Annotated in this window: 15 protein-coding genes and 1 pseudogene; 10 read left to right on the top strand and 6 right to left on the bottom strand. The window is 70.6% G+C overall.

All coding sequences use genetic code 11. The annotated features are described in order from the left end of the window. Positions 1–82 precede the first annotated feature (82 nt). Entirely contained in the window at positions 83–964 is an 882-nt protein-coding gene (locus IW245_RS34380) for an NAD-dependent epimerase/dehydratase family protein (protein WP_197007269.1), read from the bottom strand. Positions 965–1,034: 70 nt separating this feature from the next. Between IW245_RS34380 and IW245_RS34375 the strand changes: the two are divergent. After that, positions 1,035–1,223 (top strand): annotated as a pseudogene (locus IW245_RS34375) (hypothetical protein); the annotation flags it as partial. A 120-nt stretch (positions 1,224–1,343) separates the two neighbouring features. Here the strand turns inward: IW245_RS34375 and IW245_RS34370 are convergent. Beyond that, on the bottom strand, positions 1,344–1,793 hold the full coding sequence (locus tag IW245_RS34370) for a ribose-5-phosphate isomerase (protein ID WP_197007268.1): 450 nt from the start codon (positions 1,791–1,793) through the stop codon (positions 1,344–1,346). A gap of 86 nt (positions 1,794–1,879) precedes the next feature. Beyond that, entirely contained in the window at positions 1,880–3,049 is a 1,170-nt protein-coding gene (locus tag IW245_RS34365) for a DUF1015 family protein (protein ID WP_197007267.1), read from the bottom strand. A 119-nt stretch (positions 3,050–3,168) separates the two neighbouring features. Here IW245_RS34365 and pepN point away from each other — a divergent pair, with 119 nt between their 5' ends. Continuing rightward, positions 3,169–5,727 (top strand): aminopeptidase N, encoded by a 2,559-nt coding sequence (pepN, locus tag IW245_RS34360; RefSeq protein WP_197007266.1) that lies wholly within the window; start codon positions 3,169–3,171, stop codon positions 5,725–5,727. Positions 5,728–5,847: 120 nt separating this feature from the next. Here pepN and IW245_RS34355 read toward each other — a convergent pair whose 3' ends face one another. Together IW245_RS34355 and ctaJ are read right to left on the bottom strand one after the other, a co-directional pair. After that, a complete protein-coding gene (locus IW245_RS34355; RefSeq protein ID WP_197008826.1) occupies positions 5,848–6,258 on the bottom strand; it encodes a DUF5130 family protein in 411 nt (136 codons plus the stop codon). 10 nt (positions 6,259–6,268) lie between these two features. Then, entirely contained in the window at positions 6,269–6,538 is a 270-nt protein-coding gene (gene ctaJ / locus IW245_RS34350; protein ID WP_231399029.1) for an aa3-type cytochrome oxidase subunit CtaJ, read from the bottom strand. Between the two features lie 58 nt (positions 6,539–6,596). On the opposite strand from ctaJ, the gene kynU reads away from it, so the two are divergent. The 3 genes from kynU (at position 6,597) to IW245_RS34335 (ending at position 9,112) form a co-directional block, all read left to right on the top strand. After that, positions 6,597–7,853, top strand: a complete 1,257-nt coding sequence (gene kynU, locus IW245_RS34345; protein WP_307788941.1) for a kynureninase — start codon at positions 6,597–6,599, stop codon at positions 7,851–7,853. A 133-nt stretch (positions 7,854–7,986) separates the two neighbouring features. Next, complete coding sequence (locus IW245_RS34340; protein ID WP_197007265.1) at positions 7,987–8,487, top strand: hypothetical protein; 501 nt, start codon at positions 7,987–7,989, stop codon at positions 8,485–8,487. Between the two features lie 7 nt (positions 8,488–8,494). Next, entirely contained in the window at positions 8,495–9,112 is a 618-nt protein-coding gene (locus tag IW245_RS34335) for a class F sortase (RefSeq protein ID WP_233473077.1), read from the top strand. 250 nt (positions 9,113–9,362) lie between these two features. On the opposite strand, the gene IW245_RS34330 is transcribed toward IW245_RS34335, so the two are convergent. Beyond that, a complete protein-coding gene (locus IW245_RS34330) occupies positions 9,363–9,914 on the bottom strand; it encodes an HNH endonuclease (RefSeq protein WP_197007264.1) in 552 nt (183 codons plus the stop codon). A gap of 146 nt (positions 9,915–10,060) precedes the next feature. Between IW245_RS34330 and IW245_RS34325 the strand changes: the two genes are divergently transcribed. From IW245_RS34325 to IW245_RS34305, 5 genes are all read left to right on the top strand, one after another. Then, on the top strand, positions 10,061–11,014 hold the full coding sequence (locus IW245_RS34325; protein WP_197007263.1) for a mechanosensitive ion channel family protein: 954 nt from the start codon (positions 10,061–10,063) through the stop codon (positions 11,012–11,014). A gap of 165 nt (positions 11,015–11,179) precedes the next feature. After that, entirely contained in the window at positions 11,180–12,481 is a 1,302-nt protein-coding gene (locus tag IW245_RS42485) for an MFS transporter (protein WP_197007262.1), read from the top strand. A gap of 79 nt (positions 12,482–12,560) precedes the next feature. Next, positions 12,561–12,944, top strand: a complete 384-nt coding sequence (locus IW245_RS34315) for a globin (RefSeq protein ID WP_197007261.1) — start codon at positions 12,561–12,563, stop codon at positions 12,942–12,944. 31 nt (positions 12,945–12,975) lie between these two features. Beyond that, positions 12,976–14,232: a delta-60 repeat domain-containing protein gene (locus tag IW245_RS34310; RefSeq protein ID WP_197007260.1), complete on the top strand. Its 1,257-nt coding sequence runs from the start codon at positions 12,976–12,978 to the stop codon at positions 14,230–14,232. A gap of 34 nt (positions 14,233–14,266) precedes the next feature. Beyond that, positions 14,267–15,712, top strand: a complete 1,446-nt coding sequence (locus tag IW245_RS34305) for a M1 family metallopeptidase (protein ID WP_197007259.1) — start codon at positions 14,267–14,269, stop codon at positions 15,710–15,712. Positions 15,713–15,739: the final 27 nt, after the last annotated feature.

The raw sequence follows: 15,739 nt of genomic DNA, 5'->3' as shown, positions 1-15,739 counted from the left end.
AGCCTAGCCTGGCCGCGCGACCACCCCGGTCCCCCGGGCGTCGGGGGCCGCACCACGGATCGCGGGAAACCCCGCGCGGCGCTCAGGCTCCCGGGCGCGGGGTCCGCGCGACGAAGTCGGCGATGTAGGCGTCCAGGGACCGCTGCGGGGCCCAGCCGAGCTGACGTGCCTTGTCCGAGTCGGCCGCGCCGCGCTCGCGCTCGCCGCGCAGCGCCGGGATCATCCTGATCTCGCCGCCGAACATCCTGGCGACCTCGATCAGAGGCCACTCGCGGTTGACACCGAGCAGGTAGCCGTCGCCCTTGCCGTGCTCGAAGCAGGTCAGGATGCCGGCGACGATGTCGTCGATGTGGGTGAAGTCGCGGGTCTGGGTGCCCGGGGAGACCACGGGCAGCGGCTCGCCGGCCTCATGGCAGGACTCGAAGATGCCGATCACGGTCGCGTACTTGCCGGTCTTGATCTGCCCCGGGCCGTACACGTTGTAGAAGTAGGTGATCACGTGGTCGAGCCCGTACCAGTTGTCGAAGTTCGTAATGTATTCGACGTTCTTGGCCTTCGTCCACGCGTACGGGTTCAGGTGCTCGTCCTGGCCCTCGTTGCCGAACTTGGAGCTCGACGCGGCGTAGACCAGCCGGACGCCGCGCGCGTGGCAGAGCTTGACGACCTCCTTGGTGCCGCGGAGGTTGAGCTCCCAGACCAGGTCCGGCTCGTCGAAGGACTGCGGGATCCGGCTGTACTCCCCGAGGTGGAACACCGCCTTCAGGGGCGGGAGGTCGAGGGAGTTCACGTCGACGGTGCTGCCCTCGAGGTACGTCACGCGCTCGTCGTCGACGTGCGCGTCCCGGGTACCCGTGAGGTAGTTGTCGAGGGAGATGATCTGTGACGCCGGGTAGCGCTCCAACAGGGCCCGGATCACGTTACTGCCCACGAAGCCGGCGCCGCCGGTTACCAGATACGTCTCCATGCTCACTCTCCGTCAGAACAGTCCCATTGCTGACACCTACGCTACCGTCACAGGTGTGAAGGACTTCGGCCGACGCGGCGGTGAGGACCCCGACCGTGGCCTGCGCGGGCTGATCGGCCCCGGATCATCGCAGGTCAGCGTGGGGGCGGCGCTGCGCGCCCGTGACGCGGCGAGACCCACCGCCGAGGACCTGGCCACCGCCGAGGAGGCAGTGGTCGTGGTCCGCCGCAACTGGGTCCCCCCAGAGCAGCTCTCCTAGACCGTTTGGACCCGCTGAGGACGACGCTGGCCGCACGTCGGTGAAAGGCGCAGGGCGCTGCCCTGGCGCCTTCCGCCGACGCTTGCCAGCCCCGCCCTCAGCGGGCCACTTCGTCTTAGATCAAGAGCGCTTCTCGTAGTCACTGATCAGCGCGATTCTGCGGATGTGGCGGTCTACGCCCGAGAACTGGGTGGTCAGGAACGCCGTCACGATCTCGGTGGCCCCGTCGAGGGTGTGCATCCGGGCGCCGATGCCGACGACGTTGGCGTCGTTGTGCTCCCGGGCCAGCTGCGCGGTCTCCACGCTCCAGGCCAGGGCCGCGCGCACGCCGACGACCTTGTTCGCGGCGATCTGCTCGCCGTTGCCGGAGCCGCCGATCACGACGCCCAGGCTGCCCGGGTCGGCGACGACCCGCTCGCCGGCGTCGATGCAGAACGGCGGGTAGTCGTCCTCGGCGTCGTAGGCGTGCGGGCCGCAGTCCACGACCTCGTGACCCTCCTTGGACAGGACGCTGGCCAGGTGGGTCTTCAGTTCGTAGCCGGCGTGGTCGGCTCCCAGGTAAACGCGCATGCGGCCACTATTCCATCCGGCCGTCGCGCCCCCGCCCGGGGCCGGTCCCGGTGCCGCCTGGCACGTCGACCGACCCCGGCACGCGATCAGCGGGGAAGTTCGCTCAGGACGAGCCCGCCCCGGGCCTTCGGGGTGAACCAGGTGCTCTTGCGGGGCAGCTTGAGCCGGGACAGGTTGACCGCGACGAAGTCCTCGACCGTGACCGGCGCGATCAGGATGGCCAGACTGGCCCGGCCGGCGTCGACCTCGTCGCACAGCCACGACGCCGGGTAGTCCCCGCCGACGTAGTTGATCTTCTTGTCGCCCGCGTCGAGCCCGAGCGCGCCGTTGAAGACCTGCTTCTCGACCAGCGCGTGGTCGAGCCGGTCGAGCACGCTCGAGTCCTCGGCGACCGGGAGTCTCAGGGCGTAGCCCCTGCCGTCCTGGTACACGTGGATGGTCCCGCCGGCGGTGGGCACCTCCGGACGGCCGTCGAGCTCGACCAGCTCGCCGCCCAGCGCCTCGAGATCAAGATCGACACCCGAGACCAGTCGGTTGTACGGCTGGATCGCGATCGACTCCGGCGTGGTCACCACGGCCAGGAATTTGGGCAGACCTCCCGTCTGGGCGGCCAGACTTCTGTGGTTGCCGTCCGCGACGATCAGCTCGCCGCCCCCGGCGAGGGCCAGCACCGCGTCCCGGTCGGCCCCGGGGCCCAGCACCCAGATGGCGTGCTCCCGGCCGGCCTGGTCGACGTCGGTGACATCGGCGGCACCCAGCCGCTCGGTCAGCTCGGCGAGCAGTGCGTGCAGTTCGGCACCCTTGCCGGTCTGCAGCAGGAGAACAGGGGACAACAGGTGTCCCACGGCCTCGGCGAGCGCGACCCGCTCGCGGACCTTCTCGATGAAGACGTCCTCGTTGCGGATCACCAGGCCGGGTTCGTCGGCGTTCGTGGAGATCTGGTCGGTGTCGACCAGGCAGAACACCCCGAAGGAGCCCTTGCCGAGCCGGTACACGGCGACGATCTCCTCGGCAGGGGTGTACCTGCCCCGTTCCTTGGCCGCGGCCAGTCGGGCCGCCGCGTCCGGCAACGATTCGGTGAAGGATTTGCCCAGGCTCTCCGGGGCGCGGTGCGGCATCTCCACACCGAGCGCGCTGGCCGGATTAGCGGCGATAATGGCGGTGATTTCGGCGTCATCGGCGAACTCGTCGTAGTTCTGTGCTCCAGTGCCACCCGCAGAGATCCAGGCCCTGCTGATGGGGTACGCGACCGTCATGGTGAAAACCCTACCGGCCAGCCCGCTCCCGGCCAGCCTCCGGTCGCGCGGACCCCCTGGAATTGTGCAAGACTTCCTTCCGATATCTGTGCCGTCACCGCCGATGGAGGATTATTCAGGTGGCAGGAACCCGAAACCTCGCCCAGACCGAGGCGGTCGAACGCGCCCGTCTGCTCGAGGTTCTCTCGTACGACATCTCCCTGGATCTGACCGATGGCGGCGGGAAGCCGGGCGACCGGGTCTACCGCTCGCGGTCGGAGATCCACTTCACGTGCTCGGAGCCGGGGGCCGACACGTTCATCGAGGCGGCCGCCGACTCGATCGAGTCCGCGACCCTCAACGGCGTCGAGCTCGACCTGACCGGGTGGAGCGGCGAGAAGGGCCTCGTGGTCCCCGGCCTCGCCGCCGACAACATCCTGGTGGTCGTCGGCCAGTTCCTCTACTCCAACTCGGGCATGGGTCTGCACAAGTTCGTCGACCCGGTCGACGGCGAGGTCTACCTGTACTCGCAGTTCGAGACCGCCGACGCGCAGCGCACCTACGCCTGTTTCGACCAGCCGGACCTCAAGTCCGTGGCGACCTGGCACGTGACCGCCCCGCAGCACTGGAAGTTGATCTCCAACGCGCCGATCGCCTCCGTCGAGGACCACGAGACCGGCGCGAAGGTCACGCACTTCGAGCAGGGCGCGAAGATGAGCACGTACATCAACGCGCTGTGCGCCGGGCCGTACCACGAGGTCAAGAGCGAGCACGACGGCATCGACCTCGGGCTGTACTGCCGGCAGTCGCTCAAGGAGCACTTCGACCCCGAGGACATCCTGCTCATCACCCGGCAGGGCTTCGACTTCTTCCACGAGCAGTTCGGGGTGCGCTACCCGCTGCCGAAGTACGACCAGATCTTCGTGCCGGAGTACAACGCCGGGGCGATGGAGAACTTCGGCTGCGTCACGTTCGCCGAGGACTCCTACGTGTTCCGCTCGGCGGTGACCGACTTCGAGTACGAGCAGCGCGCCAACACGATCCTGCACGAGATGGCGCACATGTGGTTCGGCGACCTGGTCACCATGCAGTGGTGGGACGACCTGTGGCTGAACGAGTCGTTCGCGGAGTGGGCGAGCCACTGGTGCAACGCCAAGGCCACCCGGTTCACCGACGCGTGGACGACGTTCCTGTCGGCCCGCAAGGCCTGGGGCTACCGCCAGGACCAGATGTCGAGCACCCACCCGGTGTACTGCGACACCCCCGACGTCGAGGCGGTCGAGGTCAACTTCGACGGCATCACCTACGCCAAGGGCGCGAGCGTGCTCAAGCAGCTCGTCGCGTACGTCGGCGAGGAGCCGTTCGTCGCCGGCCTGCGGCAGTACTTCGCGAAGAACGCGTGGGGCAACGCCACCTTCGGCGACCTGCTCGGCGCGCTCGAGGAGGCCTCGGGCCGCAAGCTCGGCGAGTTCGCCGCGCAGTGGCTGGAGACCTCACAGGTCAACACGCTGCGCCCGACCGTGGCGGTCGACGCTGACGGCAACTACACCTCGGTCGTGATCCACCAGACCGCCCCCGAGGACTACCCGACGCTGCGCAACCACCGCATCGCCGTGGGCCTGTACGACCTCGTGGGCTCCGACCTGGTCCTCCGCGACCGGATCGAGCTCGACGTCGCCGGCGAGGCCACCTCGGTCGACGCGCTGGTCGGCGTCCGGCAGCCCGACGTGCTGCTCCTCAACGAGGACGACCTGACCTACGCGAAGACCCGGTTCGACGAGCGGTCCGCCGCCACGGTGCTCGAGCACATCGCCGGCTTCAGCAGCTCCCTGTCCCGCGGCCTGACCTGGGCCTCGGCCTGGGACGCGCTCCGCGACGGCGAGCTGCCGGCCCGCGACTACGTCCGCCAGGTCGCCAAGGGCCTGCCGGCGGAGACCGACATCAACCTGGTCACGGTCATCTCGCGCCAGGTGAACACGACGCTCAGCGCGTACGCCGACCCGGCCTGGATCGCCGAGGGCTACGAGCTGATCGCGAGCACCGCCCGCGAGACGGTGGCCGCGGCGGCCCCGGGCAGCGGGCTCCAGCTCGCCTGGGCCCGGCTGTACGCCAACACGGCACGCTCGACCGCCGACCTGGACGCGCTGCGCGGCTGGCTCGACGGCACCGGCGTCCCGGAGGGACTGGCCATCGACACCGGCCTGCGCTGGCACCTCCTGCAGAGCCTCACCGCCAACGGCCGGGCCACCGACGCCGACATCGAGGCGGAGCTGGACCGGGATCCGACGGCCACCGGCAAGCAGGAGGCCGTCATGGCCCGGGCGCTGATCCCGACGGCCGAGGCCAAGGCCGCGGCGTGGGCGCAGCTCACCGGCGAGGGCGACCTGACCAACATGCAGGCCCGGTTCCTCGTGTTCGGGTTCCAGCACCCGACGCAGGTGGAGCTGACCGCGCCGTACTCGGAGAGGTTCTTCGCCGACGTCGCGCGGATCTGGGAGCTGCGGGACGGGGACATCGCCCAGATGTTCGCCGTGTTCGGCTACCCGAAGCTGCAGATCAGCGACGAGACGATCGCCGCGTCGGACGCCTGGCTCGCTGACGCCAGCCACCCGTCCTCGCTGCGCCGGCTGATCGCCGAGGGCCGCGACGACGTCCTGCGCGCCCTTGCCGCACGCAAGACAGATGCCGCCGCTGCCTGAGGCATACGGAAAGCCCCCGGCCACACCACGTGGTCGGGGGCTTTCCCGTTTCCGGCTCCCCGCCGGAGCCCCATGCGAAAGAGCCCGCCCCCGATGGGGGCGGGCTCTTCTCGTACCCGTCTAGATCTTCTGGGTGTGCGAGGCGAGCTGGCTGAGGCCGGTGACGATGCCGCCGGCCAGGTCGCCGCCCGTGAACGCCGCCGTCATCGAGAACGCCGCCAGGGCGCAGTCGCGGTCCGGGAGACGCTTGCGGACCTTCTCACCCGTGACGATCTCCAGCACGCGCTGGTTCGGCGAGACGGCGATCAGGACGCTGTTGTCCGGGTCGGCCAGCTGGCTGTGCGACTTCTCCGCGTGGCCACGTACGGGGACGTGCAGGTCCCCGACGTAGACGCTGAAGGTCGCGCCGGTCTCGGCGTCGGCCAGGCGGAGCGCCTCGTCGATCCGGATCAACTGCCGGGAGGTGAAGGGGCCGTCGACCACCTCGGGGTACCAGGTCTGCACGGCGTGTCCGTGCTCTGCGCCGGTCACGGCGAGCGCGTTACCACTTGCCACTGGCTCCACCCTTCGTCCCCGCTGCGGCCGGCTGGACGCCGGTGAGTGCCGGAAGCTGCGCGCTCGACTTCTGCCCGGTCACGAGCAGCTCGGGCTGGGCCAGGAACCACACGGGCGCGAACTCGAAGGAACGCCCCGGGCGGTACCGCTTGGCCTGCCGGGAGCTGGCCCCGTAGACGATGGCGTACACCAGCGCGACGACGCCGAGCGCGCCACCGACGACGAACAGCACCGTGTTCATCGAATATCCAAACATGGTGTCACGGTATCGGAGACCATGTCGTCGGCGAGGCCAGGGGCTTAGTATTCCCACCGTGATCATCGAACGTGCACTCGCCGAGCGTCTCGACGCCGCCGATCCGCTGGCCGCCTTCCGCGACCGGTTCGCCCTCGGCGGCGACGATCAGCTGATCTACCTGGACGGGAACTCCCTGGGCAGGCCGCCGAAGGCCACCCTGGAGCGACTGCGGGCGCTGTTCGAGGAGGAGTGGCAGGGCCGGCTGATCCGGGGCTGGGCCGAGTGGATCGAGCTGGCCCGGCGCGCCGGGGACGTGATCGCCGGTGGCGTGGTCGAGGCGCGGCCCGGTGAGGTGGTGGTCTCCGACTCGACCACGGTGAACCTGTACAAACTGGCCGTCGCGGCACTGGACGCGCGCCCGGGGCGGACCGTGATCGTCACCGACGACGACAACTTCCCGACCGACCAGTACGTGTTCGCCGGGCTCGCCGAGGCCCGTGGCCTGCGGGTTCGCAAGATCCGTACGGATATCGACGCCGGGGTGTCCCTCGCGGACGTCTCCGCGGCCCTCGACGACACTGTGGCGTTGGTCTCGCTGTCCCACGTGGCGTACCGCTCGGGCGCCATCGCCGACATGGCCGGCATCACAGCCGCCGCGCACGAGGCCGGCGCGCTCGTCCTGTGGGACCTGTCGCACTCGGCCGGGTCCGTACCGGTGCCGCTGAACAGCGCGAACGTGGACCTCGCCGTGGGCTGCACCTACAAGCACCTCAACGGCGGGCCGGGCGCGCCGGCGTTCCTGTACGTCCGCGAGGACCTGCACACCCAGCTCCGGCAGCCGATCTGGGGCTGGTTCGGCCAGCGCGACCAGTTCGAGATGGGCAACGACTACCAGCCGGCGGACTCGATCGAGCGCTTCCTGGTCGGCACTCCCCCGGTCCCGGGCCTCTACGGCGCGCTCGAGGGGGCCGGCATCACCGCCGAGGCCGGCATCGACGCCATCTACGCCAAGGCCCAGAGCCTGACCGAGCTGATGGTCACGCTGCACGACGCCTGGCTCGCGCCGCTCGGGTTCACCCTGGCCTCGCCCCGCGACGCCGCCCAGCGGGGCGCGCACGTGACACTGCACCACAAGCAGGCGTGGCAGGTCTGCCAGGCCTGGCAGGCGCGGGGGGTCATCCCGGACTTCCGGACCCCGGAACGGCTGCGGATCGGGCCGGCGCCGCTCTACACCCGGCACACGGACGTCTACGACGGCTTCGCGCGGCTGCGCGACCTGGTCGCGGCCGGCGAACACGACGCGTTCCCGGCCGAGCGCGCCCGGGTGACATAAGAGCCAGACCTTGACGACGGGTACGGCGGGGCGTCACCGGCGCGCGCCGGTACGTCTGTGTGGATATTGGCGGACTTCCCCGATGTACACCTAAAAATGCTCTAATCTCCCTAGGCCCACCGAAGGGGGAGGCATGCGACGGCTACTGACCGCCCTGTCCGCAGGGACGATCCTGGCGCTGGGGACGGGCACACCCGCCCTGGCTGCCGACAACATCGCGCTCGTGGTCGAGCCACAGTTGATCCAGACCGGCGGCACCGTGAAGCTGACGGCCAACAACTGCAAGAACCAGACCGCCACCGCGGTGTTCGCGCCGTCGTCCGTCGGCCCGGTGACGCTCAACCAGTCGATCGGCAACAACGGCGTCTGGGCCAGCGTCGCCATCCCGGCCGACACCGCCACCGGGGTCTACACGATCACGGCCAACTGCAACGGCAGCGATGTGAAGGCCTCCCAGAGCCTGTACGTGTACAAGTCCGCGCCCACGCCCAGCCACGGCCCCAACACCGGGGGCGTCGCGCTCGGCGGCGGCTCCGGTGCCGTCATGACCGCCGCGGGGGTCGGGATCGCCGGCCTGGGCGGCCTCGTCGGCATGCTCGCCTGGCGGCGGCGCCGCGGGAGCCTGGCCGACTAGGGGTCGCGTGGGAGGCAGGTTGCTGGCCGGATGCGCCGCGCTGCTCGTCCTCACGGGCGTGTGGACGGCCGGGGCCGGCCTCGGGAGCTGGGCCTCGGCACCGGCGGCCCCCGATCCGGCCAGCGCGGTCAGGGCCCGGCCGGCACCACTGTTCTCCGTCGCCCCGATGCGGCGGGCCAACCCGACCCGGGTCAGGATCGCGACCATCGGGGTGAACGCGCCACTGGTCACGGTCGGGCTGGACAAGGGAGAGGTCGGGGTGCCCTCATTGGACAAGCCGACACTCGCCGGCTGGTACCGGCCCGGCCCGGCCCCCGGCGAGGTCGGCCCGGCGGTCCTCGTCGGCCACGTGTCCGGACGGAAGGGGCCGGCCGTCTTCTACCGGCTCGGCGAACTCCGGCCGGGCGCGCTGATCGAGGTGTCGCGCACCGACGACACGGTGGCGGTGTTCCGGGTGGACGGGGTCGAGCAGTTCCCCAAGGGGCGGTTCCCGACGGCGCGGGTGTTCGGGGAGTACACGGGGCCGACGTTGCGGCTGATCACGTGCGGCGGGTCCTTCGTGGGCGGCAACCTGGGCTACGCCGACAACATCGTGGTCTTCGCGTCCCTGGTGAAGTCCCGCTGACCTTCCACCCTGCCGGGCAGCGTGGGAGTCGACGCGGGCGCGTGGCCTCCAGCCCCATGGCGAGTGCGCGGCAGGTCGGGTGACCCCGGGCGGAATTGCGACGCTTCCACCGGCCCGCCTGGGCGAGGGGAACCCGGCGGGGGCCGTTGCCAGCCCACCGCGCCGGACGCCGCACGTCGGGTCGTGGCCGGGTGGCCGACGCTGCCGGGTCGGGCCCCTCCGTAACCGGAAAAGGTTGTGATCTTCGGGGTCAGGCCGCCGCGGCCGTGGGCTGGTCCGCGTAGTCCGGGGTGCGGAGCCAGTCCTTCCACCTCGGGTCCGGCGAGCGGTGGCCGAGGATCCGCCACGCCGGGCCGTGCGGGGCCGCCGGGGGCGTCGAGAGGCGCCAGCCCATCTCGGCCGGGGTGCGGGCCGCCTTCCGGTGGTTGCAGCGGGCGCAGGCGGCGACCACGTTCTCCCACACATGACGACCGCCCCGACTCCGGGGCAGCACGTGGTCGATCGTCTCGGCGGGCCCTCGACAGTAGGCGCAGTGCCAGCCGTCGCGGGCGAACACGGCGCGCCGGGTCAGACCGACGTGCGCGCGGTAGGGCACCCGGACGTGGCGGGTCAGTTTGATCACCGAGGGGACGGCGAGCAGCTCGCGCTCGGAGTGCATCAGGCCGTCGCCGTCGGTGACGCACACGGCCTTGCCGGTGAGCATGAGGATCACGGCTCTTCGCACGGAGATGACACAGAGGGGCTCATACGTCGCGTTCAGAAGCAACGCGACGGATCGGCTAGCTGGCGGACCTTCTCCCATCCGGCACCTCCGCGTCGAAGCGTAGAGCTGCGTCTATCCTCCCCGACAACAGAGCCGAATGCACGTGTCTTTTATCGGACGCCTGGTCTAACTTTCGGGGAAACCCCGCCCGAACGGGCCCCGGGGGCGTGGGGTACGAAAGGCGGATGAGCGCAACCGCACCGCCCGACTGTGACCCGAGCACGTTCTGCGGCTTCGTCTGGAAGTATTCCGGCCACAACGACTGGCTCGCCCAGAGCAGCAACTGGGTGCTGGTCAAGCCGCTGCGGATCATCGGCATCATCCTGGCCGCCATGGTCATCCGGTGGCTGATCGGTCGGATGATCAAGCGTGTGACGACCGGTTCGATGCCGGCGATCCTCAAGCCACTGAAGGAGAAGGCCCCGGCGGCGCTGATCGAGTCCGGGCTGCTGTCGGAGCGGCGGTCCCAGCGGGCCGAGACGATCGGCTCGTTGATGAAGTCGGCGATAGGCGCGCTGATCCTGGTGATCGCGGCGATGATGATCCTCGCGGAGTTCGGGCTGAACCTCGGGCCGGTGCTGGCCACGGTCAGCATCGCCGGCGTGGCGCTGGGCTTCGGCGCGCAGAGTCTGGTGAAGGACATCCTGTCGGGGGTGTTCATGCTCCTGGAGGACCAGTACGGGGTCGGGGACACCGTGGACCTCGGCGAGGCGAGCGGCACAGTGGAGGCCGTCGGTCTCCGGGTCACCACGATCCGGGACGTGCGCGGCGTGGTGTGGTACGTGCGCAACGGCGAGATCGTCCGGGTCGGCAACAAGAGCCAGGGCTGGGCGACGGTGGTGCTCGACATCCCGGTCGGGTACGCGGGCGTGGACGAGGCCATGGACGTGATCCGGGCGGCCGTCGAGGAGTTCTCGGCCGATGAGGAGCACGCGACGGAGTTCCTGGAGCCGCCGAAGGTCCTCGGTGTCGAACAACTGACCATCGACGGGGCCGTGGTGCGGGTGACGGCCAAGACGTCGTCAGAGGCACAGTGGCGGATCGGGCGTGACCTGCGTGGACAGGTGACGGCGGCCCTGGACGCCGCCGGGATCTCCTCCCGGATCGGGCCGAACCGGATGCCGCCCCGGCCGGAGTAGCCGAACAAGTTGGTTGCGGCTCCATATCGAATCGGTGTCAATGTCCGCACTCCGTCAGCCATCAGCCGTTCGGACTACCGTAATGTCGGCCAATCAGGCAAACTCTGGAACGAGTAGCAACACCAGCACCCCTGACGCGTCGCCGTAGGAAGGACCCCATCGCCCGTGTCCGACCAGCCGCGCAGCCCCGCCACTGAGTCGGAGGTGCCCGCGCGCCGGGCCACCTACCGGCAGGTGTTCGCCGAGGCGGAGTTCCGCGGGATCTTCAGTGCGGCCGCGTTGTCATGGTTCGGGGACTATGTGGCCCGGGCGGCCATCACCGCCCTGGTCTTCCAGCTCACCCACTCGCCACTGACCTCGGCCGCGGCGTTCGCGCTGTCCTATCTGCCGTGGCTGGCCGGCGGGCCGGTGCTGGCGGCGTTGGCGGACCGGTATCCGTACCGCAGAGTCATGATCATCTGTGACCTGGCCCGGATGGTGCTGGTCGGCGTCGTGGCGCTCCCCCAGACCCCGATCTGGCTGATCTTCGTCCTGCTGTTCGCGACGGCGATGCTGAGCCCGCCGTTCGAGGCCGCCCGCTCGGCGCTGATGCCGCAGGTGCTCAGCGGCGAGCGGTACGTGCTGGCGATCGGCGTGCAGAGCTCGTCGCTGCAGGCCTTCCAGATCCTGGGGTATGTCACGGGCGGCCTGCTGGCCTCGATCAACGCGAACATCGCGCTCGGCCTCAACGCCGCGACGTTCGGGTGCTCGGCGATCCTGCTGGGCCTGATGGTCCGGCGCCGGCCGTCCGCGACCGCGCAGGGCACCCCCCGGCACATCCTCCGCGAGACCGGCGAGGGGATCAGCATCGTCTTCGGCCGGCCGGTGCTGCGGGCCATCGCGCTGGTGGTGCTCGCCGGGCTGACCTTCATCGCCGTCCCGGAGGGCCTGGCCGCCGGCTGGGCCGCCGTGCTCAACCCGGACGGCCGGTCCCAGGGGCTGATCATGGCCGCCGCGCCGGTCGGGCTGGCCTTGGGCGGCATCGTGCTGCCCCGGGCGATGTCGTCGGAGACCCGTCGCCGGGCGCTGCGGCCGCTGGTGATCCTCGCGCCGCTGGCCCTCGTCCCGGCGCTGCTGGATCCGCCACTGCCCGTGGTCCTGGGGATGGTGGCGCTGGCAGGGTTCATGTTCGGCGGGTTCAACCCGCTGGCCAACGCGCTGTTCGTCCAGTCGTTGCCGGCCAGCCACCGGGCCAGGGCGTTCGGGGTGATGGCGGCCGGCATGCAGCTCACCCAGGGCGCGGCGCTGCTCGTGGCCGGCTCGCTGACCCAGATCGCCCGGGTGCCGTACGTGATCGGGGCGTGGTGCGCCGGCGGCGCGCTCCTGATGGTGGTGGCCAGTGCGGCGTGGCCGGCCCCCGACGTGATCGACGCCGCGATCGCCGAGACCAAGGCCTCGAACGACGCGGCGGCCAAGCTGGCAGGATAGAGGGCATGAGCGAAGCTTGCGAGCGAATCATGAACTCGGTAGCCGGCTCAGCCGACGCCTCGCGCAGCGAGGCGCGCGGATGAGCTCTTTCTATGACGCCGTGGGCGGCTCGGACACGTTCCGGCGGCTCGTTGACGCGTTCTACGCCGGCGTCGCGGACGACCCGCTGCTCCGGCCGCTGTACCCGGAGGAGGACCTGGGCCCCGCCGCCGACCGGTTCCGGATGTTCCTGGAGCAGTACTGGGGCGGGCCGAAGACCTACTCGGAGGAACGCGGCCACCCCCGGCTGCGGATGCGGCACGTGCCGTTCCGGGTCGGTCCGGCCGAACGGGACGCCTGGCTGAGGCACATGCGGGTGGCCCTCGACGGGCTGGCCCTGCCGAAGGACCAGGAGACCGAGCTCTGGGACTACCTGGAGAAGGCGGCCTACTTCATGGTCAACACGTTCGACGAGGAAGAGTAGCTTTCGGGGGATCTGGGTCGTTGATCCATTTATGCGCCGCCGACTGCTGACCCTCACAGCCATCCTCGCCGCCGGGTTGTTGACCATCGCCCCGGCCCGCGCGGGCTTCGACCAGCCCGACGTGGTGTCCGTCGACCCGGTGGACTGGACCCCGCACGTCCTCGACGGCACGGTGTACGCGTTCGCGGTGCTCGACGACACCGTCGTGGTCGGCGGCGAGTTCACCGCGGTGCGCGATGCCGCCGGGCGCTCGTTCGACCGCTCGAACCTGTTCGCGTTCAGCCTCGCCGACGGCCACGTGCTCCCCTTCGCGCCGCGGGTCGACGGCCCGGTGCGGGCCCTGGCCCCCGGCGCGGCCGGCACGGTGTTCGCCGGCGGCGAGTTCCGCCAGGTCAACGGCAGCGCGCGGCACGGCCTGGCCAAGGTCCGGCTGGACGGCTGGTTGGACGCCGGCTTCCGGACCGCCATCGACGACAGCGCCGGTCTGGTGCGCGCTTTGGCCAGCCGGGGCGACCGGCTGTACGTGGCCGGCGACTTCGCCACCATCGGCGGCGTGTCCCGGCGGGCGCTGGCCAGGCTCGACGCGGCCACCGGCGGGGTGGACCCCGACTTCGACCTGGCGCTGACCCGGCCGGCCGGCAAGGTGTGGGTCCAGTCGATGACGGTGAGCGCGGACGGCGGGGTGCTGGTGTTCGACGGCACGTTCACGGCGGTGTCCGGACAGGACCGTTACCAGCTCGCCGTGGCGCGCACGGGCGGCGCGCGGGCGGAGGTGGCCGCCTGGTCGACCGACGCGGTCGCGGCCTCCCCCTGCAACCCGGACTACGACACGTACCTGCGTGGCGTGGACGTCTCCGCCGACGGCTCGTACTTCGTCGTGGTCGCCAGCGGGCACGCCGCCGGGCCCGACCTGATCTGCAACAGCGCCGTCCGGTTCGACACGGACGGCGGCGCGGGCCGGGAACCGGTGTGGGTCAACCACACCGGCGGGAACACGCTGTTGTCGGTGGCCGTGACCGACGCGGCGGTGTACGTCGGCGGGCACCAGCAGTGGCTCGACAACCCGTACGGGAACAAGTACGCGGGCCGGGGTGCCGTGTCCCGGCCGGGGATCGGGGCCATCGACGCGCGGACCGGTGAGGCGCTGGCCTGGAACCCGACGAAGGACCGGGGCGTGGGCACCGAGGCGCTGCTGGCGTTCGACGGCGGACTGCTCGTGGGGAGTGACACTGAACACCTGGGTCGCGAGTACCACGCGCGGCTGGGGATCTTCCCGCTCGACCCGTGATCGGCCCGATATTTTTCCCACATACGTTCGCGGCATGCGCCGCACCTCTCTCGTGGCCGCGTCCCTCGCGGCCCTGACCCTCGCGGGTTGCACCACGGATCCGAAACCGGCGGCCACCGCCACGGCCTCCGCGGAGGCCAAGGCCCCGGCCGTCGACTACGCCGCCTGGGACGCCGGGCGTTCGACCCCGGTGGCCGACCCGCTCTACCCCGAGCACGGCAACCCCCAGCTCGACGTGCTGCACTACGGCCTCGAGCTCGCCTGGGAGCCGACGACGAGGACGCTGACCGGTACGGCCACCCTGGGGGTCCGTCCGCTGGCCGACCTGACGGAGATCCGGCTGGACTTCGCCGCCTACACCCTGGACGCGACGACCGTCGACGGGAAGCCGCAGGCCGGCAGCGTCGCCGGTGCGAAGTTCGCGGTCCCGGCGACCCTGACGAAGGACAAGCCGGTGACGCTCGTGGTGAAGTACCACGGCACGCCGGCCACCGTGCGGATGCCGTCGCACCGGGGCGACGCCGAGGGCCTGGGCCTGACGGTCACCGCCGACAACGAGCTGTGGACGATGCAGGAGCCGTTCGGGGCGTACACCTGGTATCCGGCGAACGACCAGCCGTCCGACCGGGCGCTCTACGACATCTCCGTCACCGCGCCCGAGGGCTGGGCCGCGATCGCGTCGGGCACGCCCGGGGAGCGGAAGGGCAACACGTACACCTACGGGTCCAAGGACCCGGTGGCCAGCTACCTGACCACGCTCGCGGTCGGCAGGTACCAGAAGGAGTCCGTCGTCGGGCCGCACGGCCTGCCGCTGACCTACTGGTTCAAGCCGGGGGCCGACGAGGGGATGCTGTCGGTGATTCGCAAGTCGCCGACGTACATCGAGTGGCTGGAGAAGAAGTTCGGGGCGTACCCGTTCCCCTCCGCCGGCGTCGTGCTCGTCCCGTCGGAGTCGGGCATGGAGACCCAGCAGATGATCACGATCGGGATCCCAAAGGTGGCAGACAAGTCCCGGCTGCCGGCGGTGATGGACGGCGACATGCTGCACGAGTACGCCCACCAGTGGTTCGGTGACGCCGTCACCACCTCGAACTGGAACGACCTGTGGCTCAACGAGGGCTGGGCGATGTACGCGCAGCTGCTCTGGGAGGACGAGCGCGACCACGTCACCGACGAGCAGTTGGAGACCTGGCTGCGCAAGCGGGACGCCGACCTGCGGGCCAGGCTCGGCGCGCCCGGGCACCCGAAGGCCGACAGCTTCGCGGAGAGCAACGTCTACCTGTGCCCGGCGGGGATGCTGCACGAGATCCACCAGGCGGTCGGGGACGAGAGGTTCTACGCGATGGCCCGCGACTGGATCGCGCGGAACAAGGGCACCCAGGACCGGGCGTCGTTCACGGCGTTCGTGAACAAGCACACCGGGCAGGACTTCACAGCCCTGATCGACGCGTGGCTCGACTCGCCGACCACCCCGGCGTAGTCCCGTTCTCTCCGGCGCTGTGACGCT

Origin of the sequence: Longispora fulva (assembly GCF_015751905.1) — a bacterium.
GTDB classification, from domain to species: Bacteria; Actinomycetota; Actinomycetes; order Mycobacteriales; family Micromonosporaceae; genus Longispora; species Longispora fulva.
This window is presented reverse-complemented; position numbering and strand designations above follow the sequence as displayed.